We start from the raw sequence: 22,688 nt of genomic DNA, 5'->3' as shown, positions 1-22,688 counted from the left end.
CCTCCATTCACCTAAAAACGGTAGTTTACAAGTATCGTATGGATGAGCCGCCATATTTGAAGCTTTTCCCTCTTCCCTTTTCGAAAAAGGGCGTTTTCACTGTAACAAATTCCTCTTGTTCTTTAACACTTTCTCTTTAAAAACCATACCTTAAAGAAAATGCATTTCCCTATTGGGGTGCGGAAACAATCTTAGATGTCTGCAGCAAGCTAATAGCTGTGGCTTAAAAGAGGATGGTGGATCGTTTGTCAGAAGAAAACAAGCAAATTCTAAATGAAACTGCTGAAGAGGAATATGTGTTATCTCCAGAAGAAGTACAACGACTGATTTCCCTGGCGGAAACAATTTTGAAAAACTGGGAGGTCACCGTTAATCAAATCGAGGTGGTACAAGGTGGGCAAATGGCGCTTGTATGGAAAATACATACGAGCGAAGGGCCGATTTGTCTGAAAAGAATTCATCGCCCTGAGAAAAAGGCGTTATTTTCCATCAATGCGCAAAATTATCTGGCCATGAAGGGAACACGAGTACCTGGCATCATTCCAAATAAACACGGAGTGCTCTATACCAAGCATGGCCCCTTCCTGTTCGTTGTTTATGAATGGATCGAAGGGCGGCCTTTTGAATTGACCGTCCAGGAAGACCTTGAATTTATCATGAAAGGATTGGCGGAATTCCATACCGCTTCCATTGGCTATCGTCCACCCGATGGCATTCCCATTTTCACCAAGCTTGGTCGCTGGCCGAACCATTATATCAAGCGCTGCCAGCAGATGGAAACCTGGAAACTCATGGCCCAAACGATGCCAGAGGATCCATTCTCAAAGCTCTACATGGCTGAGATCGATCCATTTATTCAGGAGGGCAGAAGCACACTCGCACGCCTGCTCCAATCTGAATATCCTTCGTGGGTATCTGAACTAAAAGGTTCCCCTACACTTTGTCACCAGGACTACGGAACAGGAAATTCCCTGCTTGGCGACGACGGACAGATCTGGGTCATTGATTTGGACACAGTTTCCTTTGACCTGCCGATCCGCGACCTTCGTAAAATGATCATTCCTCTGCTTGACACGACCGGTGTCTGGAACGAGGAACAGTTCCATGTCATGATCAATGCTTATGAATCCATCTCGCCATTAACAGATAAGCAGAAGGAAATCATGTTCATCGACATGCTTTTCCCATATGAGCTGTATGATGTGATCCGCGAGCGCTATGTCCGGAAAACTCCCCTATTGGAGACGGAACTGGCAGAGGCTTTTGAATATGAAAGAATCAAATCTGGGGCCTTGAATCAGTTGATAAAATAAAAGAATCCGAGCTCTCCTTTTTCAAAAGAGCTCGGATTTTCAATTTGTTTTTCGGACTTCCACAAGCACATCTCTCATCGCTTCAATTTCCTGCTGTTTTACTGTAATGGAATCTTCCAGGATTCGTTCATAGATTCTTAGAATAAGCTGCCCATACTGCTCCCCTGGAACGGCCCAGCGTCCATTGAGGTCTGTCCACCCATAGGCGACTCCCCTTGTCACAAGGTCAAAGCGCGGATCAACTTTGGGGTACCCCTCTGGCAGCGGCTCCTTGGAAGCATAAGCGAATAGATGCTGTACGTGAGCCAAGACTCCTTCCTCTGGTGTTTCAAAGCTTGCACCTGATACACTTCCACCTGTGGCACCGATTCCAGCGTAATTATTCTGTTCTGGCTTCACAACTCCGGTAAAACGGAAATAGTTTGTTTCATGAATCGCTTGGGCGTATGCCACATCACCGCGGACCCCATATGCTTTTCCGATTGTTTCATAGATTTCTCCAAGAACCGGAGCATTCGGATTCACCTTTTGGACAAATGCATCCAAGTCTTCCCCTTTTAGGACAGATTTTCCCATAATGGTAATACCGGTAGGCGTTGGTACAGGTGGGGTTGGAGGCGGTTCCGGTTTTGGAGGAGTTGGGGCAGGTGGTGTTCCATCGTTTTCCGCCAATAAAAACGCCTCTACTCCCAGCCTGTTGATTTCCTGGGCAAATCTCTCTGCATTCTCCCTTTCTTTGAAAGCTCCTGCCTGCACACGGAAATATGGTGCTCCGTTCAATGTCGTCTGGGTAATAAAGGCATCCATATTCTTCTCTTTTAAAAAAAGGACTCTTGCATCTGCATTTTTACGATCCTTGAATGACCCTGCGATTACTTTATAGATGGTGGTACCCGTCTTTTTTGGCAGAGTCAATGCTTTTGCGAGCCCTTCCGCAATCGCGTTGGAGATATCCTTAAGAAATACATCATTACCAATGAGCACTCGGTCTCCCTCGTTATCGACAAACAGCACTTCCAGTAAAATTGCCGGCATTGATGTTTCCCTTAACACATGAAAATTAGCACGCTTTATTCCTCGATTTCTTCTATTATATTTTTCCGTCATCACCTTCGCGACTTCTTTGTGGATGGTCTGTTGAAATGCAACATCCTGATTCGTAACATTCCCGTTAAACCGATAGCTCTCAAAACCAGTCCCGCCACCGGCATTAAAATGGATCGAGCAGTAGTAATCAGCATTCAACGAGTTTGCGAGATTTGTCCGTGCCTCCAATGAAACAGTAGTGTCACCTTCTCTTGTCATAGCAATCCGTACCTCATACCTGTTTTCCAAGTGGTCCCTTACCCTCTTGGCCATTTCCAAATTGATGACCTTTTCCATCAGGGTCTGGTAAATAGCCCCTGGATCCTGGCCACCATGACCAGGATCTAATACTAGCACTTTCATCCGTTTGTTTCCCTCCTTTCTATAAAATATGCTAGTTTTCTGAGCCTAGTATGGGTAGATGGGGAGAAATCGAAGGGGAATTTGTCCATTTTTCATTAAGTTTTATTATGGTTCACGCCAATATAAAAAAACCACCGAAGACCCGCAAGTCCTCGGTGGTGTTGTCATTCATATTACAGAATGTGGTATCCGGAATCCACGTGCAGGTTCTCACCTGTAATGCCGCGGGCAAGGTCGCTGAAGAGGAACAATGCAGCATCACCCACTTCTTCTTGTGTGGTTACACGGCGAAGTGGTGCTTTCTCTTCAATTTCTTTTAAAATGGAATTGAAGTCACTTACACCTTTAGCTGATAACGTACGAATCGGTCCAGCAGAAATCGAGTTTACGCGGATCCCAACCTTCCCTAAGTCGTTCGCCAAGTATTTTACACTTGCATCAAGGCTTGCTTTAGCTACACCCATTACATTGTAATTGGCTACAACTTTTTCTCCACCAAGATAAGTTAAGGTTACTATACTGCCGCCTTCAGTCATCAGGTCTTTTGCTTCCTTCGCCACAGCAGTCAAGGAATAGGAGCTGATGTTGTGCGCAAGCAAAAAGCCATCTCTTGTAGTATTCATGTAATCGCCTTGCAACTCTTCCTTGTTGGCAAAAGCGATGCAATGCGCAATTCCATGTATAGTTCCAACTTCTGACTTGATCTGTTGGAAACAAGTATAGATTTCCTCGTCCTTTGTAATGTCACAAGGAAGTACCAAGGAATCATTCCGATCAAGGGATTCTGCCAATTCACGAACGCTTTTCTCTAAACGTTCACCTGCATAAGTAAATACCAGTCTTGCACCTGCATCATGCAAGGAACGCGCAATTCCCCATGCAATACTTCTTTTATTCGCAACTCCCATTACTACATATGTACGACCATTTAAGGATAAAGTCATTTTTATATCCTCCTATTTATATTAGTTGTTATTAGTACCTAGTCATAATTATAGCATAATCCTGTCGAAATGCGAACTTTTCTTTTTCTTCAATGCGCCTGTTAAACACCGCTGTTGATTTCCGCACTAGGCTTCGCTTTCCGCGGGGCGCTGGTGGAGCCTCCTCGGCTTTGCCTGTGGGGTCTCCACACACCGCTACCTACCGCAGGAGTCTTCGCCTATTGCTCCTATCAACAGCTAGTAAACTTGAATATCAGGCCAATTCTTTAACACCACATCTTAGACAAAAATCTCATTAGTCATAATCCCGTTCCAGGAGTACTTCCTTCGGCAATTCTGTTCCACGTGTGCCGCGGAGATCCTCTTTGGCTTCGGTCGGATAGTAGATGATGAAGCTTTCAGGATTAATTTTTGCGAGTTTGCCCGGTATCTTCTCGAGCTGCGGATGCCATGCTGTCGTACCTCTCCTCGCACTGATGACCACTACAAGGTCATCTCCCATTAACCGCGGTAAATGGTCCTCATACAGGGATGTCCAACCTTCCACCCACTCCACTTCTGTCGCAGGATTCGGTTTGATTTCCCTCATATGTGCTTTATACGTATCCGGGAACCCTTTGATGGCATAACAATGAATGGTCGCCCCAAGATTACTGGCAATCTGTTTGATGGTGGCAAGCGCATCCCAATAGCCCGGCTTGTGATCAATTCCATTCGGCAGAACAAGGATGATACGCTTTGTTGTGTTCAATGGATGACCAAGCTTGGAGATTAGCACCGAAACGTTGGATTGGTCCAGCACCTGGTCAATGACTCCACCAAATATTTTCTGAGGTGCCTTTCTCTCCCCGTTCCATCCGGCAACAAGCGTGGTTATTCTTTCTTCCGCTATCGCCCGGTTGATTCCGATGGCAATATTTCGATCCACCCTTGTAGTGACACGGATTGGGACATCTGCTCCACTTGAATACGAAACAGCCTGACCGAGCATTTTTTCCGCTTTTGCAACATCGCCTTCAGATGCCCAAATATCCCTCTGTACAACGCTAAGCGCATAAAGCGGGTGCTCTTTTGATAGAGACTGCCGTATGACAAATGCAAGGTCAAGAAGTGATTCCATAGTATTGGGGTTGGCAATCGGAATCAGAATCCGTTCCGGCGCATCCCCTTTTTTAATAGGACGCTGGTCCTCGATCAATGCAAGCTTCCGGCCATATTTTTCAACCAGATAAGGACCGATGATGCATGTAATCAAAATCATGATAATGACACCATTGACAGTAGCCTGATCGAGCAGACCAACATTAAAGCCGACCAAGGTCGCTGCAAGTGTGGCTGCCGCCTGGGGAGTCGTCAATCCAAAGATGACAAGTCGCTCATCCAGAGTATATCGATAGAACTTGCTCGTAATGAATGCAGCCATATACTTGCTGAACAATAACCCAAAAACAATCGCCAAAGTCAATATCCAGGCTTTCGGATTGCCAACCAGGACACTTAGATCCATGAGCATACCGACCGATAACAGGAAGAATGGAATAAATATCGCATTTGCCGTGAATCTTATTCGATTCATTAATGGCCCCTGTTCAAAGATGAAGCGATTCAATGCCAACCCTACCAAGAATGCTCCGATGATAGGCTGCAAACCTGCTATAAGCGCAAGTGATCCTGCAGTGAAAAGCAGTACCATAACATAAATGAATTCAATCGGTCCTTCCGTTGAAACATTGCGGAAAAACCAACGTGAAATGAAGGGTGTACCCAGGAAAATGATAGCAACGAACACGATGAGGGAAATGGTCAACTTGACGCCAAAGTAAATATCAAGCTGCCCTGCTGCTGCACCTGTGATGACAGCCAATACTAACAGCGCAAACATATCTGTCAGGATACTCCCACCAACGGCTGTCGTAATAGCTTTACTTTTTCCAATCCCCAAGCGGCTTGCGATAGGATACCCCAACAATGTGTGAGAGCCAAGTATGGAACCGATCAGTAGCGAGGCTGCAAGATTGTACCCTAGCAATAAACTGATACCTGTTCCTACCGTTTGAGGAATCCAAAACGACAGCATCCCAAAGACAATGCTACGGTTACGGTATTTTTTAAACCCGTCCAAGTCCATTTCCAGACCTGCTATAAACATAATAAATAATAGCCCTACCGTTCCTAAAAGCTCAATTGTCGCACTCCGCTCCAGCAATGCAAGTCCGTTTGGCCCGATAATCACTCCAGCCAAAATTGGTCCGATCAACCCAGGAATCCGCAATAATTTCATGAAATAGGGAAATATGAAAAATGTGATCATGGCTATTGTAAATACAAGAACAGGCTCTTTGATTGGCAGTTCAAACATTCTTATCATCTCCAATCAGACTATGTAATAAGCAGAAATTATACCACGCTTTACCAATCGGGAGTATAAATAAACGTAAAAATTAACAGAAAGATAAAGGATGTCACAAACTTAATAACGAATAAGTTGCATTATATTTAGTATTCTCTAGGTTTTTTTATTCACTCATATAGAAAACTGAAAGGTGTGATTTTCATGAAAGTAGATATAATCGGGGATATTCATGGCTGCTATGACGAATTCAAAAAGTTATTAGGAAAGATGGGGTACGAAAAACATGACAACCTTTTCAAACATCCTGAAGGTCGAAAGCTTGCTTTTGTGGGTGACCTTACTGACAGGGGCCCAGCTTCTTTTAAAGTGGTCAACATTGTCAGTGACCTTGTGGAGAACAGTCTAGCCTACTATGTTCCGGGGAACCATTGCAATAAGCTGTATCGTTTCTTTCTTGGAAATAAAGTTCAGCACACACATGGACTTGAAACAACGGTTGCGGAATATGAACTGCTTTCCAAAAGGGATCAAGAGAAAATAAAAAAACGGTTTATTGCGCTATATGAAAACGCTCCGCTCTATCATGTGTTGGATGATAATAAGCTGATCATTGCACATGCAGGGATCAAAAAGGAGTTCATCGGTCAAAACAGCAATAGGGTGAAATCATTTGTCCTATACGGTGATATAACGGGTGAGTTTCATGAAAACGGCATGCCGGTCAGGAGGGATTGGGCAGTACATTATGATGGAGATGCATGGATTGTATACGGACATACACCAGTTCGCGAAGTTAGAGTCGTGAATAGGACGGCAAATATTGATACAGGCGCCGTATTTGGAGGCAAGCTTTCCTCATTAAGATACCCGGAAATGACAGTCGAATCGGTCCCATCCAGTATGCCGTTTGTAAAGGAAAAATTCCGGGAATTGTGGGACTAGGAAGGAAAAAGAAGAAAGCTCTTTTGAAAAGAGCCAAAAAAAGCCAACTAGCATTCTTCTTTCTCAACAAGCCTTGACATGTCCTCCGGTAGCCTTGAATGGAAGGTCAGTTGCACTTCACTAACCGGATGGTAAAAGGATAATTCACAGCTGTGAAGCGCCTGTCTGGAAATATGTGTTTTTTCTCCACCATAAAGGGTATCTCCAGCCAAAGGATGCCCTAAGTGCGCCATATGCACTCTGATCTGATGCGTTCTTCCTGTCTCCAACCAGAGTGATACATGAGAATAATCCCGAAAACCGCCAAGTACATCATAGTTCGTAATCGCCTGTTGACCATCCGGTCTGACTTCCCGTTCAATGATACTTGTATCCTTCCGTCCGATAGGGGCTTCTATTCTTCCACTTCCCATTTCCAACATTCCGTGGACAATCGCTTCATATCTTCTTTTGATGGCATACGTTTTTTGCTGGAGGGAAAAAAGATGATGTGCATGGCGGTGCTTCGCTACCAGCATCAATCCCGTCGTATCGCGGTCAAGCCTTGTCACGATATGTATGGTTGCCCCGTAGCCGCAAGATTGATAGTAATGCAGCAGCGCATTGGCCAAGGTACCTTTTCTATGCTCCCGTGACGGAATGGAAGCCATATTTGCAGGTTTATCTATCACCAATAAATAATCGTCTTCATAGACAATATTTAACGGGATGGCTTCCGGCATTACATCTTCGCTTGGAATTTCCCTTGGGAACTGTACCATTATCTCGTCTCCCGCTTTTAACGGATATCGGACAGTCACTCTCACATTATTCGCAAACAAGCCCCCACCGAAAAATTTTATCTCAGTGAGAGCCGTTTTGCTAATCTGTTTTTCTTTTAGAAATTCACGCAGAAGCTTACCGGAATCCATTTCATCAACTAGAAATTTTAACGTAAATACGTTCAATTTATGCTCCTCTTTCTTACTTATCCGTAATAAATGAATCGCTGACCCTTTTCCAGAACGGAAATGGACGGAAGCGCGCAAATCTGATTTTCTCTTTGGCCACTCTGCACTGTATGGACTTTACATCCTTATGAAGAAGCGTCAAATGGTCAATCGTTATCTGATAATCCACATCATTCACCGGCTTCAACAGGCAGGTATGGTGGTCCGGCAAGACAAGCGGGGAGCCGATCGTCCGGAAAACCCTATTATTGATGGAAGCCATTTCAGCCAATTGGATCGCCGGCAAAGAAGGATGAAGAATTGCTCCGCCAAGCGCCTTATTGTATGCTGTACTTCCTGACGGAGTGGAAATGCATAGTCCATCTCCCCTGAACGTCTCGAAAAGCTGTCCTTTGATTTCCACATCCATGACGAGCGTGCCTTCCACACTTTTCACAGTACACTCATTCAATGCAAGATATCTGGCTTCCCGTCCACCGTCGATATAACGGATGATTACCTCAAGCAACGGATACTCCACGATCTGATAAGGTGTTTTGGCAATGGCGATGACAAGCTTTTCAATCTCTTCTGGTACCCAATCTGCATAGAATCCCAAGTGTCCGGTATGCACCCCTATAAATGCGGTTTTATCAAGCCTGCTGCGGTAACGGTGAAATGCATATAATAATGTTCCATCTCCACCTACCGACACGACGATGTCAGGCTGGTCCTCATCATAAATCAATTCAAAATCCTGTAAGTACGTCCGCATTTTATGCATGAGCGTATTTGACACGGAATCCCCTTTGGAGGTAATTGCAAACTTCATACTCCCACCCCTGAAATAAGATATTGTTCAAGAAGTCCTGGCTAAAACTTAATCTGTATCTTTGTTTTCTTTCTTCCTGGAGAATATGGCTTGTGCCTCCTGAATCTCTCCACGGATCTGCGACATCTCCGCATCAAGCAGATAGGCAGCTTCGGCCGCACGTACCAGACGCTCTTGGATATCCTGGGGAAATTGTCCACTATATTTATAATTCAAGGAGTGCTCGATGGTTGCCCAAAAATTCATGGCAAGCGTACGAATCTGGATCTCCACAAGGATTTTCTTTTCACCGTCGATAGTCTGTACCGGATACCTGATCACGACATGATAGGATCGGTAACCGCTGCTTTTTTTCGTGGAAATATAATCTCTTTCCTCCACAATCTCAAAGTCATTTCGGATCCGCAGCAATTCCACAACCTTGTAGATGTCATCCACAAACTGGCACATCATCCGGACTCCGGCTATATCCTGCATTTCCTCTTCCAGCTTCTCGAGTGAAAAGCCTTTTCTTGTCGCCTTGTCCAGGATACTTGCCATCGGTTTTACTCTACCTGTTACAAACTCGATCGGAGAATGCTCCGACTGCATCGTAAATTGGCTGCGCATCCCTTTCAATTTCACTTTCATTTCATCAATTGCCTGTTTATAAGGTGCTAAAAACAAATCCCAATGCTGTATCATAATTGGCCAAACCCCTTAGAAAATATCGTTTACTCGTTTCTCCATCTCTTCCCCGTAATTGGCGTTATCTTTTATGTTCTCTATCAAATAGCCAAGTTCCTCTTCTATGTTTGTTAAAAGCAAGGCCACTTTATCAACTACAAGGACAATTGCCTTCTTTTCATCCATCGCTTTTTTCAAATCTTTCCAATATGTATCCTTCACGCTTACATAGATGAATTCCGATGGCGTTTCCAATATATAAATAAAGGATAAATTATCAGAGTCCACCAGCATTTTATTGCTCGCTGCCACTTGCTCCAATGATAACGAAACAGGATCCGCTTGAAGTAATAGTTGCTCTTCATTCCATGATGTGTGTGTGATTTCTATTCTCTTTTGCATAATAATCTCCTTCCAACCTAAATCCTACATTTATTTTATCATAATTCCCAGTTATCATCTAAATGGAAACACTAAAATCTATTTTTCATTCTTACAAGAATAACAGTTTATCGTTGCTATCTATATAAAAGCAAGTGATAATGGAAGTATACCAATAATGAGAGGTAATTATATGAGCCATCAGGAAATTGAAATAGAATTTAAAAACATCCTTACCTTCGAGGAATTTACGACTCTATGTTCTAGCTTTCAAGTACATCCGGAAGATTTCTTCTCTCAGGAAAACCATTATTTTGATACAGTTAAATTTGAATTGAAGGAATGTGGCTGTGCACTTCGCATCCGCAAAAAAGGGGACACCTACACCCTTACACTCAAACAACCTGCGAACGAAGGATTGCTCGAGACCCACCAATCCATTACGGAGGAACAAAAGGCTATCATGTTTGATGGAGAACAAGGACTTATTCCGGGAGTCATCGCTGATATTTTGAAGGATGAGCTTGATATTGAACCATTAAACATTCGTTTCTTCGGTTCCCTGAAAACGAATCGTGTGGAGATCCCTTATAAAAATGGTCTTCTTGTATTGGATGAAAGCCACTATTTGCAGACCAGCGATTTCGAAATGGAATATGAAGTCAGCAACTACCAAGAAGGACAACAGGCTTTTCACGAGTTGCTAAAAGAGCATCAAATTCCAGTCCGCGAAACGAAAAATAAAATTGCGCGCTTTTATGATGTAAAAGTGTGCAGACTAAATGAATAGGTGAATGAATAGTAATGAATATTGATCAAGTTCGTTCCATTATCCAAATACAGGCCTTGCAAAATCTGCAAAGCAAGAAGTCGCCCCATTCCCCGACTGCAAGCTATCAATCATTTGCCAGTCTGTTTGAAGATTTAATGCAACAGCCGGATAGCGGGGCAAAGCATACTGGACCATTTACATCTTCTCATCCATTGAACATGGCTCACCTTACAAGCCTATCTAACTATCTACCGGAAGCTGCCCTATCGCATATAGGGGGAAGCAATGGCTCCAGTGTTGCCGTACAATCTGATTACGAGGATCTTATCAAGGAAGCTTCGGTCAAGTATGGAGTTGACCCCTCTTTAATTAAATCAATCATTCAACATGAATCAAATTTCAATCCCTCTGCAAAAAGTCATGCCGGTGCTCTCGGATTGATGCAGCTGATGCCGCAGACCGCAAAAGGACTTGGTGTCCATGATGCAACCGACCCTAGAAAAAATATTATGGGCGGTACCAAGTATATCCGACAAATGCTCGACCGTTATGACGGGAATGTATCCCTTGCACTTGCAGCGTACAATGCAGGTCCAGGAAATGTGGACAAGTATAATGGAATTCCTCCTTTTAAAGAAACGATCAATTATGTTCGCAAGGTTACGGGCAGTTTGATGAGTTAAATTTATAAGTCTTTTTAGAGCAGGCGCTTTTAGGCGCTTGCTCTTTTTTGACTTTCCTTCCCCCACCTATTATTTGTAAGATTGGAATCGAAATATTTGAGATATAATAAGCACATTGCTAAAATATACATACAATCACACATTGAACTGAATAAGGAGTTAATAAAATATGAATAACATACAATCACCCTTTGAACTTATTGGCAGAGAGCAGGTTATTCATGAACTTGTAGATGCATTCTACTCACGTGTCAGTCGCCATCCAGATTTAGCTCCCATATTTCCTGATGATTTGACGGAAACAGCAAGAAAACAGAAGCAGTTTCTAACACAGTACCTTGGAGGTCCCTCCCTTTACACAAGTGAGCACGGACACCCGATGCTGCGTGCACGCCATTTGCCTTTTGAAATAACACCAACACGTGCAAATGCCTGGCTGGCCTGTATGGAAGAAGCAATGGATGAAATTGGACTTGAGGGTTCATATCGAAAAGAATTTTTTCAGCGTTTAGTTTTAACGGCTCATCATATGGTTAATACTCCAGACAAACCTGAAGAAAAGGAAGATTCATGTGACCTGTAACGATAAACAGCTTTTCTATTTAAATAATATCCGACATACGACAAACAAACCGGTTGAAGTGTATTTTTTCATTGATCCCCTTTGCCCTGAATGCTGGGCATTGGAGCCGATACTAAAAAAATTGCAGATGCAGTACGGCCAATACTTTACAATCAAGCACGTACTAAGCGGCAGGTTGACCTCCCTTAATTTATCAAAAAAGCATTACGCCGCATCGATGGCCCAGGTTTGGGAGAGGACGGCTACTCGGTCCGGGATGTCCTGTGACGGTTCACTTTGGCTTGAAAACCCAATCGCGACTCCTCATGCCGCATCCATGGCAATCAAAGCGGCGGAATTGCAAGGGAAAAAAGCTGGCACAAAGTTTTTGCGCAAGCTTCAGGAAGTACTGTTTCTCGAAAAGCGGAATATTTCTGAGCTTCCTGTACTCATTGACTGTGCAGAATCGGTTGGATTGGATAAAGAGGAATTTATCGGTGATATGAACGGGGAAAGCGCCGCCAAAGCCCTGCAGTGCGATTTGAAGATTACAAATGAAATGGAAGTAAATGAAATACCGACGCTTGTCTTCTTCAATGAAAATATTGAGGAGGAAGGAATCAAGGTATCCGGCTATCATTCATATGATGTGTATGTCCATATATTACAAGACATGCTCGGAGAATACCCCTTCCCTACAATGTTGCCTTCTTTAGAGGATTTTCTGCAGCAGTTCCAATTTGTTGCCACAAAAGAAATATCGGTCGTCTATAACTTGCCAATTGTGGAAGTGGAACGGGAGCTGAAAAAGCTTCAGCTGGCACAGAAAGTCGAACAGGTACCTGTAAAGTACGGTACGTTTTGGAGATATTTAGCTTAATAATTATTGTGATATAAAGAAAAGCCTTGGTCTGGGACCAAGGCTTTCTTCTTGTCATATAGACAACAAAGGGGATGGGAGAAATTTTTCACGGTCAAACAAAGGGGTATATGTTTGTTTGTGAATCGTTTCACGATATTAATATATCAAATTTTGTTGACTTTTGACAAGTACTTTCCTTTCAATTTCACAACATTGTCACAAACAATAGGAAATTCATTTTTTAGGAAAAGATTGAGGACTTGTCACATACATATAACTTAGAGTGGATAAAACGCCGGGAAGGTGAAAAAAACATGAATAAACTGCCCTTTATACTTGCGATACTGTTTATTGCATTCTGCTTTTACATCAACATATTAGGACTTTTGGAAATATACCCCCTCTATTTTACCTCGCCCCTATTGTTTCTTTCTGTGTTTCTGTTTATGGGAATGCTCAATAATAAGGATCGATTCCGCGGGTTTAGAAAGTGAAAGACTCCCCATTCAAATTGATGGGGAGTCTTCTTATATTTTGTCACCATTGAACACCGCTGTTGATTTCCTCACTAGGCGCAGCGACCCAAGGGGCTTGCGAGAGCCTCCTCGGCTTCGCCTGTGGGGTCTCCACTAAACGCTACCTCCCGCAGGACAAGGAAGGCTGCGGCAGCGATACATCGCACGAAGAAAATGCTCGCATTTTCGAGGAGTCTTCGCCTATTGCTCCAATCAACAGCTAATATTCGCGAAAATCAACACTTCTGTTTAGCAAAGCCTATATTTTACGACAGAAGCTCTTCCATTTCCTTCAGCTTCTCTTCAAACACTTTGCATGCCTCTTCGATTGGTGTGGATTCTGTCATGTCCACTCCTGCTTTTTTCAATACCTCGATTGGATAGTCCGAGCTTCCCGCTTTCAGGAATTCCAGGTAGCGGTCAACTGCTGGCTGGCCCTCTTCAAGGATCTGCTTGCTTAGAGCAGTGGCTGCACTATAGCCTGTAGCATATTGATATACATAATAGTTGTAATAGAAGTGAGGAATTCTTGCCCACTCCAATCCGATTTCTTCATCAATATGGATGCTGTCACCAAAATATTTTTTATTCAGCTCATAGTAGGTTTCTGTCAACAGGTCGGATGTCAAAGCCTCACCACTCTGAGCAAGCTCATGGATTTTGTGCTCATATTCTGCAAACATCGTTTGGCGGAATACAGTGCCACGGAAACCTTCCAAGAAGTGGTTAAGCAAATAAAGACGCTTCTTATCATCATCGATGGTTTTCAATAGATAATCATTCAATAATGCCTCATTACAAGTGGACGCTACTTCCGCGACAAAGATGGAATAGTTTCCATACGGATAAGGCTGAGTCTTTCTTGTATAGTAGCTGTGTACTGAATGGCCGAATTCATGCGCAAGAGTGAACAGGTTATTGACATTGTCCTGCCAGTTCATAAGGATATATGGGTTGGTTCCATAGGTTCCAGAAGAATACGCACCGGAGCGCTTCCCTTTGTTCTCCTGTACATCCACCCATCTGTTTTCAAAGCCTTCTTTCAGGATCTCGGAATACTCTTCTCCTAGCGGAGTCAGCCCTTTCAGGATATATTCCTTCGCTTCATCATAAGTAACAGCCATTTTTACATCCTTGATCAGTGGAGTGTAAAGGTCATACATATGAAGCTCTTCCACACCAAGCACCTTTTTGCGAAGCTCCACATATCGGTGAAGCAGGTGCAGATTCTTGTTGACCGTATTGACCAGATTGTCATATACCGTTTCAGGGATATTATTATTGCTCAGCGCGGATTGACGCGCAGAATCGTAATTGCGGACCTTCGCCTGGAAATTGTCCTTTTTAACAGTACCACCTAAAGTGCTCGCAAATGTATTCTTGTATTTCCCATAGGTTTCATATACAGCTTTGAAAGCATTTTTTCTCACTTCCTGATTCTCGCTCTCCAGGAAACGTATATAACGGCCGTGTGTAATCTCCACTTCTTCCCCATTCTCATCTTTTACGGATGGGAATGTCAGATCTGCATTGTTCAGCATGCCGAAAGTATTCGATGACGCTGATAGCACCTCGGATGCCTCTGCAAGCAGAACCTCTTCCTTTTCAGATAAAATATGAGGACGCTGACGATTGATTTCGTCCAAGGAATGTTTATAAAGGGAAAGCTCTTCCTTTTCCTGAAGGAACTTGGCAATCTCCTCTTCCTTCATTGTCAGGATCTCAGGAACCACAAACGATAAAGCGCTTGCCACTTGTGTATAAAGGTTGGTTGCCCGATCGTTCAAGCCTTGATAAAAGCTGTTTGTTGTATCTTGATCGTAGCGCATATGGGCGTATGTATACAGCTTGCCAAGACGGCTTGAAATGCTATCCTGATATTGAAGTGCTTCATACAGGTTCTCAGCTGATTCCGAGAGTTTTCCCTTAAAGTCCTGTATTTTGCCGATCATCCCTTTTACTTCCTGGAATTCCTTTTCCCATGCCTCATCACTAGAAAAAATATCTTCCAATCTCCATGTATCTTCTGCAGAGATGTCTTTTCGTTCTTGTAATTTCTTAACGGCTGTTTGTTCTGCCATGAATTGGTACCCCCTTGAAAAAATTAAAAATATGCATCTTTTACCTATTCGACGCAAGCTTATTATTCCCTCTTTTCTTTTCATTAATTGTAGTGCTTCACAATTTCAAGACAATCCTGTTCAGAATGTCCTTATCATGTGCTGTTGCTTCTTCCATCGTATTGTATCTTTTTTCATTTTCTGCCTTCCTGAAGACTAGGTCGCTCTCTTTGGTCAGTATGCCAACGGCGCAAAGTTGCTCCAAGTATTCCATAACAGCATTTGTATAATGTCCAAACCTCACTAATGGAAGCTGCTTGATTTTCACATGTGCTTGTTGGATGCGTTGATTAAAACGGTTCATCAGTGATGGAATGTGAATGATGGAATGAATGGGGGTGTGATAGATGGAGTCAAAATACAGCCAGGCCTGCCACTGGATGTTCGGGGTCTGAAACCAATAGGAGGAAGAAACCGGTATCCCAATAGCCGCAGGACATAATGACAATGGGATCTGCATTTTAGTGTAGCAATAATTACGTAGCTTCTGGTTTGCCGAATATAGACAGAAATCGTATCTCCATCTCCTTTTCGAATGTAGCCATTTTGTTTTCCAAAAGCTTGGCGGGTGTTTTCTATTATGTGGGGGATGCAACTGCCACTCCTTGCTTGTTTTTGAGGATACATAGGCATCCAGGCTGTTAAAACCGAAAAGTGGATGAAGGTAATGAAAGACCGAATATTGTGGACAAAAGCTTAAAATGTATGGGGGCTCGCCTTTTTTATGATTTTGTAAAAAAGACCATTGAAACGCTGATAGTTTCATATAGGATTGGATGTTTCCGAGCTTTTCTTTGCCGATAAGCCAGATGGGAATGATGGATTCTGATTCATATAGTGTGGATCTTTGTTCGATGATGGAAGGGTGTATGGGAGAGCACTGAAATTCAAATGCAAAGTCCCGCTTGGCTTTCAAAAAAACATCCGCTCTCTGGCTGGTCTGTGGGATATAGTATTCTAATTCGGGGGAGCCATTTATTTTCAACGATTGATAGAGCTTTGCTTTTCCCTCTAAATGATAAGTGGTTTCCGCCTCGGTCGAAGCTCGGCATTCTGTGCCCAAATGAGCGAAATGCATTCTACGTATACTCCCGCTTTTCAGTTTCACTTCCGATTCACATGCCGGGCAACTATACTTGTACCTCCTTATCTTATCCTGCGATGACGTGTCTTTGTAATCATGTAGGGTAATTAGGATACCGTCTTCTCTTTTTGCTATAAACATTTCCTCACTCCTTTTTTGATGTTATCCCCCCTTTATTCTGCATCGCTCGACAATATCCTTGTTATATTTAAAAATAGTATTTTAGATTAAAACTACTGGTAAAATTGATTTTTGGAGAATTTATGTGGAGATGTGGTGGGATGGTTCCTAATAATTTTTTAAAGGACCTTTCGCTTGCGGATCAGAGGAAAAGGTCATTCATTGCGCTTATGATGGACCTTTTGCTTGCGGATCAGAGGAAAAAGGTCTTTCATCGTGCTTATGATGGACCTTTTGCTTGCGGATCAGAGGAAAAAGGTCTTTCATCGTGCTTATGATGGACCTTTTGCTTGCGGATCAGAGGAAAAGGTCATTCATTGTGCTTATGATGGACCTTTTGCTTGTAGATCAGTGGGAAAAGGTCATTCATCGTGCTTATGATGGACCTTTTGCTTGCGGATCAGTGGGAAAAGGTCATTCATTGTGTTTATGATGGACCTTTCGCTTGCGGATCAGAGGAAAAAGGTCCTTCATTGTGTTTATGATGGACCTTTCGCTTGCGGATCAGAGGAAAAAGGTCCTTCATCAAGCCCATAATTCATAATTAGCTTTTCTCTACCTTCTCCACATTAAAAAACTATCATTCACAAGATAATGAAATTACCACTCGCCCCAGACCACACAAAAAATACTGCCCAAAAGTGAAATGAAGTCACTTTCAGACAGCACCATTAAAACTATAGTAGTGGCGAAGCGAGTCTCGCCAAGGATTCTGCAACTTTCTGGTAGAATGGACGTTTGGCAAACACACCTTTTACAATTGGGTTGCTTTCGAGAAGGTCCTTTTCAAAATCCTCCACCAAAGATAATACACTTTCCGTATTATATAGGAAGGCATTCACTTCAAAATTCAGATGAAAGCTTCTCATATCCATATTTGCCGTCCCTATCGAGGCGATTTCATCGTCCACTATCACGACTTTGCTATGCAGGAAGCCCTTTTCATATTCATAGATCTGCACCCCTGCTTCCATCATCTCCGGAAAATAGGAGTGGGAGGCATAATAGACGATTCTTTTATCAGGCCTTTTCGGAACCAGAAGCCTGACGTCCAATCCGCTCAAGGCAGCAACTTTCAGGGCCGTGAAAATATCATCATCCGGAACAAAATAAGGAGAGGCAATCCAGATTGATTTCTGAGCCGAGGTAATCATGGAAAAATACAGGCTTTTTATTACTTCCCATTCCTGATCAGGACCGCCCGCTATCATCTGCACCCCACCATGCTTTCTCTCGGTTAAGGTAGGGGTCAGGTAACTCGGGGTCAGCAGTGACTGATCGGTTGCATAGTACCAGTCCTGCAGAAAAATCAACTGCAGTGTACGTACTGCCTCTCCTTTTACGAACAAATGGGTATCACGCCAATATCCGAAATATTCATCCCTTCCCAGATATTCATCCCCGATGTTAAGGCCGCCGACGAAGCCGACTTCTCCATCAACCACAATTATTTTACGATGGTTTCTGAAATTAACTTTATTGTTGAAAACTGGAAAAGCAACCGGAGAAAAAGAAACGATTTCCACACCAGCTTCACGTAATTCTTTCAAATAAGCTTTGCCAAGACCCAGACTGCCCACTGCATCAAAAAGGAAACGCACATATACGCCGGATTTTGCTTTTTCCATCAATAATTGTTTGATTTGATTGCCTATTTCATCATTTTTCACTATGTAGTATTCCAAGTGAATATGGTGCTTCGCTTTATTGATTTCTTCCAGGATTTTAGAGAATGTCCTGTCGCCATCTGTCAGCACTTCGGTATCCGTTTGAAAGGAAATGGGACTTCTTCCGATATTTTGTGATAACCGGAAGATGCTTCTTTTACTTTCTCCTAATGAGGCAATGTCATCGTTGGTATAGATTCGTTCCCCTTCAATTTCCCTTATCGCTTCTTTATCAAATAGAGCCTTCCTTTGAAACAGTCTCCGCTTTCGCACATTGCGTCCGAACAGGAGATAAAAGAAAAATCCCAATACCGGAAAACTGCCTAGGACAACCAGCCATGTCAGGGTTCTAGTAGGATGCCGGTTCTCCAATGAAATTAGAAATCCAATAAAGACGACGGAGATCGTAAAAAGTATAGATATCGAACCTAGCAGCCACCCTTCCCATATTCCCTGGGTGGCAAATAATACAGCTCCTACTGCCAATACAAAAACAGAAACCCTAACCGTATTCTTCAACAAACTTCATCTCCCTAAGTACATCTATCTGTCTGGAAAAAAAACCGATTTCAACAAAGTGAAATCGGTCTTTTTATTTAAGTGGAAAATGCATGGTCATTTCCTTCATTGCAGTATCTTTCACAACTTCGGAACCATACTCTTGGAGACGGTGGATGCTCATTGTCGACTCATCTCCATACTCAAGGAGAACACTAAGCACATTATCTATTTCCTCATCAGTATAATGTTCACTGGAAAAATCAACATATAAATAATAGCTGCCTTCAAAGAAGTAGAGGCTGTTATTTAAATTTTCCAAGTGCTGCAGACGATGACTGACAGAAATTATATATTCGAGATCCTTGAAGCGGATCATGAACTGCAATAGATCTGTTTCTTCTTCGAGCTTGTCTTCTTTATTATCCACTTTAGGATTGGAATTGAAATGCTGATCGATCAACGCTTCTATACGCTCATCCACAGGGATATCGATTTTTTTGTCATCGGAAACAGGAACTTCGAAATTCTTCCCGTCCTTGGAAAGCTGAGCCCTTGTCACAACTACCTCCAAGCCTTTATCAAGAGCCTGCACCTGGATCCATAATGGCCCTTCCACCATAAAATCTTCTTCATCGTGGGCTTCGTCCATCATTTCCCAGAAGAGCTCTTCGCTTCTTTCACGATTGTACCAGATTTCTTCGCGGTCAAAGCCTCTTTCCTCTATATCACCATATGAAATATAAAATTTTACCGTATGATCATTAATTCGTTCGATTTCCATCCAACAACACTCCCTTCTGATTAGGTAAATGATCAGCGCTCTCTTTAGCACGAACCTCATAACCCTTGTATAAGCATGAGATAAGCTATCCTCTATACTGTCCGCTTCTCATTTTCCTCCGTCTTTCCTTGGAAGGGACCCTCCTCGAAACTTTTTAGCCTTTGTTACAATTTATCCATTTCACACAGCCCGTAAACCTATATCCTATGCAAAGATGGAATACCTTGTACTCTTATTTTATGATAAAAAAAGGAAGAATGGAAATAAAAAAGCTCATTTTTTTTAAAATCGTTCATCTGCCTACTTTACGCTTCGCACACCTACAAACCGCCTGAATTGAGTCCAAAATTAAGTCATAATTCCAGACAAGCCTCACTATATTTATAATGGAATGGGACAAGAAGGGGCGATAGTGTGGATTTGGACCTAATATCTTCTATATTGATTATCATAGGCATAGATATTGTGCTAGGAGGTGACAACGCAATCATCATTGCATTGGCATGCAGGAACCTTCCAGAGCAATACAGGAATAAGGCTATAGTCACCGGGACTTTTTTGGCCATCATTTTTCGGATACTCATCACCATTGGGGCAGTATACTTGCTTGCCATCCCATTTTTGCAATTTGTAGGGGGTGTCCTATTGGTCTACATTGCCATTAATCTCCTGAAAAAACAAGACGAATCGAAAATGATTAAGGGTAGTACTTCAGTTGGCGTTGCAATCAGGACCATCGTAATGGCGGATATCATAATGGGAATCGATAATGTAATGGCCGTTGCCGGGGCCGCCCATGGTCAGTTTCTGCTTGTGGTCATCGGTTTGATTGTATCCGTCCCTATAATTATATGGGGGAGTAAAATTATATTAAAGATTATGGATAAATATCCTATAATTATCTATTTTGGGGCAAGCATTCTTAGTTTTACCGCAGGAAAAATGATGATACATGAACCGGTAATCCAGGCATTGATACAGCAGGAAAGTTGGAGAACTGCCTTTCCTATTATATTGACAATAGGCGTGCTAGCTGTCGCAGTCATTCAGAAGAAAACAGGGGAATAGATAAAAAAGCTTCTACATTTGAATCATGTAGAAGCTTTTTTATTGCTCTATTATCCATTCACCAAGCGTTGAGCTTCTCGCAGCTGGAACGTTCGTACTTTCCTTGGTAAGAAGCGACGAATTTCATCTTCGTTGTACCCTACTTGCAATCTTTTTTCGTCAATGATAATCGGTCGTCTTAATAGACCAGGATGTTCTTTTATGACAGAATATAATTCTTGAAGAGGCATTGCCTCCACATTGATATTCAGCTTTTGAAAGATTTTTGATCTTGTAGAAATGATTTCATCTGTTCCATCCTCCGTCATGCGAAGAATCTCTTTTATCTCATCGATGGATAAAGACTCAGAGAAAATATTTCTTTCTGTATATGGAATGTTATGCTCTTCTAACCAATTTTTCGCTTTGCGGCAAGACGTACAACTTGGAGATGTATATAAGGTTACCATGAACTTTCCCTCTCCTTTTATTCTTAATTTATTCGAAAAAGAACATGCTGTAGGATTCTAATTGTGAATCGCTCTCAATTTGAAATTACTATAAAAAAGGAATTTCTATTAAGTATTATACACGATTTACGTGTAAAAAGGTACAGTATTTTAAAAGTTAGACAAGTTGTCACAACATGTTCGCTTTTTCGTAGAGTTTCTTTTTTTACCTACTTGTACAACTTTTCTCCTTATATATGACGTATAAGGGTGACGAAAAGTTTCATTTAAATGAAATTAATTCTCATCATTTTTCACCAGTTCACATTTTGTTAACAAATGTGCTCTTTCCTTTTGGCTCTGATAGTTAAGAATTGTAAGGGTTTCTAATACATGTTAGTTTTATATTTAGACATGATAAGTATGAGGTGAAAGAAATTGAAAAAAACATGGTTGTTTCCTGCAATTTTTTTGCTAGTATTTTCGACAGCCTGCAGCCAAAAAGAGATTACGAGTCAAAACACGGAATCTAACAAAGTACCTGTTTCGGTCGCAGAAGTCATTGAAAAAAACATTAGCAATACCATTGAATTAGTTGGAATGGCAGTACCTGAGACCCAAGTACCGCTCCTCACTACCTCCCCCCTAACCGTTGAAAAGGTTCATGTGAAAATTGGTGATATTGTCAAAAAGGGCGATTTAATTGTTTCATTAGATCCTACAGCTGCCAATGAACAGGTGACACAGGCCCAAAACGCAGTTTCGGAATTGGAAAATGCCCTCTCTAAAATGAAAGAAATGCAACAGGCTGCTGAAAGTCAAGCCTCTTTAACTGATATACCCAAGTTGCAGGGGGAATTAAACCAATCTTTAGAAAAATCTCAAGCGCTTTTAGATGGAGTTGATACAGGCGCTGTCACTTCCCTTGATTTACTCCAAAGTACTATGGAAGTGATGTTAAAGCAAGCCCAGCTCTCCACTGCAGCGAGCCAGGCACAGCAAATGCCCTCCTTTAATACTGTAGAGATTGAAGCACAGTTAAATCAGGCACGCCAAGGTCAAAAACAGGCGGAACAGCTTGCTGAAGCTGCCAGCATCACAAGTCCGATAGACGGCATCGTTTCGGAGCTAAATGTTGTGGAAGATGGAATTGCCGCTCCCAACGTACCGATCGGAACCATCATCAAACAAGACAATATTTCAGCGACTTTTCAAGTAAACAGCTATCAGGTTTCAAAATTACAGGCTGGACAGACAGCCACCATCTCTTTTGAAGGACTATCGCAATCTTATGAATCAGCGATAGAAACAGTTTCTCCTACCGTCAATCAGCAGACTAATATGTTCTCGGTCATCATCCCTGTAAGCAACACAGAGCAGTATATTAAAGGCGGAATGCGTGCTACCGCATATGTGGCGGTTGATAACCTCGATGCACAGATTGTCATCCCGAATGATGCGATACTATATGAAGAGGCAACCCCCTATGTTTATTTGTTAGAAGACGGAAAAGCATTGCGCCGTGATGTTACCACTGGTTTTCGTGATGGAGAATTGATTCAGATTGTCGAAGGCTTGAAAAAAGGTCAGAAAGTCGCCGTTGACGGAAAAGAACGGTTAAAAGACGGCACAGATATTTCAGAACAAAGTGAGTGA

General features: G+C 42.4%; 21 protein-coding genes. 9 read left to right on the top strand and 12 right to left on the bottom strand.

Translation table 11 applies throughout. The annotated features are described in order from the left end of the window. Positions 1-233 precede the first annotated feature (233 nt). Entirely contained in the window at positions 234-1,313 is a 1,080-nt protein-coding gene (gene cotI / locus ACQCT5_RS16975) for a spore coat kinase CotI (RefSeq protein ID WP_499643402.1), read from the top strand. 39 nt (positions 1,314-1,352) lie between these two features. Here the strand turns inward: cotI and ACQCT5_RS16970 are convergent, their stop codons facing one another. The 3 genes from ACQCT5_RS16970 to ACQCT5_RS16960 all read right to left on the bottom strand — a co-directional run bounded on the left by ACQCT5_RS16970 (position 1,353) and on the right by ACQCT5_RS16960 (position 6,065). Next, a complete protein-coding gene (locus tag ACQCT5_RS16970) occupies positions 1,353-2,762 on the bottom strand; it encodes an N-acetylmuramoyl-L-alanine amidase (protein WP_499643400.1) in 1,410 nt (469 codons plus the stop codon). A 173-nt stretch (positions 2,763-2,935) separates the two neighbouring features. Then, the gene (gene fabI / locus ACQCT5_RS16965) at positions 2,936-3,706 is read right to left on the bottom strand and encodes an enoyl-ACP reductase FabI (protein ID WP_499643398.1); all 771 of its coding nucleotides are present in this window, start codon (positions 3,704-3,706) and stop codon (positions 2,936-2,938) included. A gap of 295 nt (positions 3,707-4,001) precedes the next feature. After that, entirely contained in the window at positions 4,002-6,065 is a 2,064-nt protein-coding gene (locus tag ACQCT5_RS16960) for a cation:proton antiporter domain-containing protein (protein ID WP_499643396.1), read from the bottom strand. Between the two features lie 195 nt (positions 6,066-6,260). Here ACQCT5_RS16960 and prpE point away from each other — a divergent pair, with 195 nt between their 5' ends. Next, the gene (gene prpE, locus ACQCT5_RS16955) at positions 6,261-7,001 is read left to right on the top strand and encodes a bis(5'-nucleosyl)-tetraphosphatase PrpE (protein ID WP_499643394.1); all 741 of its coding nucleotides are present in this window, start codon (positions 6,261-6,263) and stop codon (positions 6,999-7,001) included. A 47-nt stretch (positions 7,002-7,048) separates the two neighbouring features. On the opposite strand, the gene ACQCT5_RS16950 is transcribed toward prpE, so the two are convergent. The 4 genes from ACQCT5_RS16950 to ACQCT5_RS16935 are packed head-to-tail and all read right to left on the bottom strand — an operon-like array spanning position 7,049 to position 9,830. Continuing rightward, positions 7,049-7,948 (bottom strand): RluA family pseudouridine synthase, encoded by a 900-nt coding sequence (locus tag ACQCT5_RS16950; RefSeq protein ID WP_499643391.1) that lies wholly within the window; start codon positions 7,946-7,948, stop codon positions 7,049-7,051. A gap of 16 nt (positions 7,949-7,964) precedes the next feature. After that, positions 7,965-8,762: an NAD kinase gene (locus ACQCT5_RS16945; protein ID WP_204419192.1), complete on the bottom strand. Its 798-nt coding sequence runs from the start codon at positions 8,760-8,762 to the stop codon at positions 7,965-7,967. Between the two features lie 48 nt (positions 8,763-8,810). Further along, on the bottom strand, positions 8,811-9,446 hold the full coding sequence (yjbM, locus tag ACQCT5_RS16940) for a GTP diphosphokinase (protein WP_499643388.1): 636 nt from the start codon (positions 9,444-9,446) through the stop codon (positions 8,811-8,813). A 15-nt stretch (positions 9,447-9,461) separates the two neighbouring features. Continuing rightward, positions 9,462-9,830 (bottom strand): UPF0738 family protein, encoded by a 369-nt coding sequence (locus ACQCT5_RS16935; protein ID WP_499643386.1) that lies wholly within the window; start codon positions 9,828-9,830, stop codon positions 9,462-9,464. A gap of 172 nt (positions 9,831-10,002) precedes the next feature. Here ACQCT5_RS16935 and ACQCT5_RS16930 point away from each other — a divergent pair, with 172 nt between their 5' ends. From ACQCT5_RS16930 to ACQCT5_RS16910, 5 genes are all read left to right on the top strand, one after another. After that, positions 10,003-10,599: a CYTH domain-containing protein gene (locus tag ACQCT5_RS16930; protein WP_499643384.1), complete on the top strand. Its 597-nt coding sequence runs from the start codon at positions 10,003-10,005 to the stop codon at positions 10,597-10,599. A 14-nt stretch (positions 10,600-10,613) separates the two neighbouring features. Next, positions 10,614-11,264 carry a lytic transglycosylase domain-containing protein gene (locus ACQCT5_RS16925; protein WP_499643382.1) on the top strand — a complete coding sequence of 217 codons (651 nt, stop codon included), beginning with the start codon at positions 10,614-10,616 and terminating at the stop codon, positions 11,262-11,264. A 169-nt stretch (positions 11,265-11,433) separates the two neighbouring features. Beyond that, entirely contained in the window at positions 11,434-11,847 is a 414-nt protein-coding gene (locus ACQCT5_RS16920; RefSeq protein ID WP_499643380.1) for a globin domain-containing protein, read from the top strand. Continuing rightward, complete coding sequence (locus tag ACQCT5_RS16915; protein WP_499643378.1) at positions 11,837-12,706, top strand: ClpXP adapter SpxH family protein; 870 nt, start codon at positions 11,837-11,839, stop codon at positions 12,704-12,706. Before ACQCT5_RS16920 ends, ACQCT5_RS16915 begins: the two co-directional genes overlap by 11 nt. A gap of 296 nt (positions 12,707-13,002) precedes the next feature. Then, positions 13,003-13,182, top strand: a complete 180-nt coding sequence (locus tag ACQCT5_RS16910; protein WP_499643376.1) for a hypothetical protein — start codon at positions 13,003-13,005, stop codon at positions 13,180-13,182. 287 nt (positions 13,183-13,469) lie between these two features. On the opposite strand, the gene pepF is transcribed toward ACQCT5_RS16910, so the two are convergent. The 4 genes from pepF to mecA form a co-directional block, all read right to left on the bottom strand. Further along, complete coding sequence (gene pepF, locus ACQCT5_RS16905; RefSeq protein ID WP_499643374.1) at positions 13,470-15,284, bottom strand: oligoendopeptidase F; 1,815 nt, start codon at positions 15,282-15,284, stop codon at positions 13,470-13,472. 97 nt (positions 15,285-15,381) lie between these two features. Then, positions 15,382-16,548, bottom strand: coding sequence for a competence protein CoiA (locus ACQCT5_RS16900; RefSeq protein ID WP_499643372.1), 1,167 nt, complete (start codon positions 16,546-16,548; stop codon positions 15,382-15,384). 716 nt (positions 16,549-17,264) lie between these two features. Next, positions 17,265-18,773 carry a cardiolipin synthase gene (cls, locus tag ACQCT5_RS16895; RefSeq protein ID WP_499643370.1) on the bottom strand — a complete coding sequence of 503 codons (1,509 nt, stop codon included), beginning with the start codon at positions 18,771-18,773 and terminating at the stop codon, positions 17,265-17,267. Positions 18,774-18,846: 73 nt separating this feature from the next. After that, positions 18,847-19,536, bottom strand: coding sequence for an adaptor protein MecA (gene mecA, locus ACQCT5_RS16890; RefSeq protein WP_499643368.1), 690 nt, complete (start codon positions 19,534-19,536; stop codon positions 18,847-18,849). Between the two features lie 414 nt (positions 19,537-19,950). Here mecA and ACQCT5_RS16885 point away from each other — a divergent pair, with 414 nt between their 5' ends. Continuing rightward, positions 19,951-20,604 carry a TerC family protein gene (locus ACQCT5_RS16885; RefSeq protein WP_499643366.1) on the top strand — a complete coding sequence of 218 codons (654 nt, stop codon included), beginning with the start codon at positions 19,951-19,953 and terminating at the stop codon, positions 20,602-20,604. Between the two features lie 50 nt (positions 20,605-20,654). Here ACQCT5_RS16885 and spxA read toward each other — a convergent pair whose 3' ends face one another. Continuing rightward, positions 20,655-21,053, bottom strand: a complete 399-nt coding sequence (gene spxA, locus ACQCT5_RS16880; RefSeq protein ID WP_078381419.1) for a transcriptional regulator SpxA — start codon at positions 21,051-21,053, stop codon at positions 20,655-20,657. 417 nt (positions 21,054-21,470) lie between these two features. On the opposite strand from spxA, the gene ACQCT5_RS16875 reads away from it, so the two are divergent. Beyond that, positions 21,471-22,688, top strand: a complete 1,218-nt coding sequence (locus ACQCT5_RS16875) for an efflux RND transporter periplasmic adaptor subunit (RefSeq protein ID WP_499643364.1) — start codon at positions 21,471-21,473, stop codon at positions 22,686-22,688.

This window comes from Sutcliffiella halmapala (assembly GCF_050107295.1).
In the GTDB taxonomy this organism is placed as follows: Bacteria; Bacillota; Bacilli; order Bacillales; family Bacillaceae_I; genus Sutcliffiella_A; species Sutcliffiella_A halmapala_A.
Note: the sequence above shows the minus strand (reverse complement) of the source record. Positions and strands in the feature narration are given on the sequence as shown.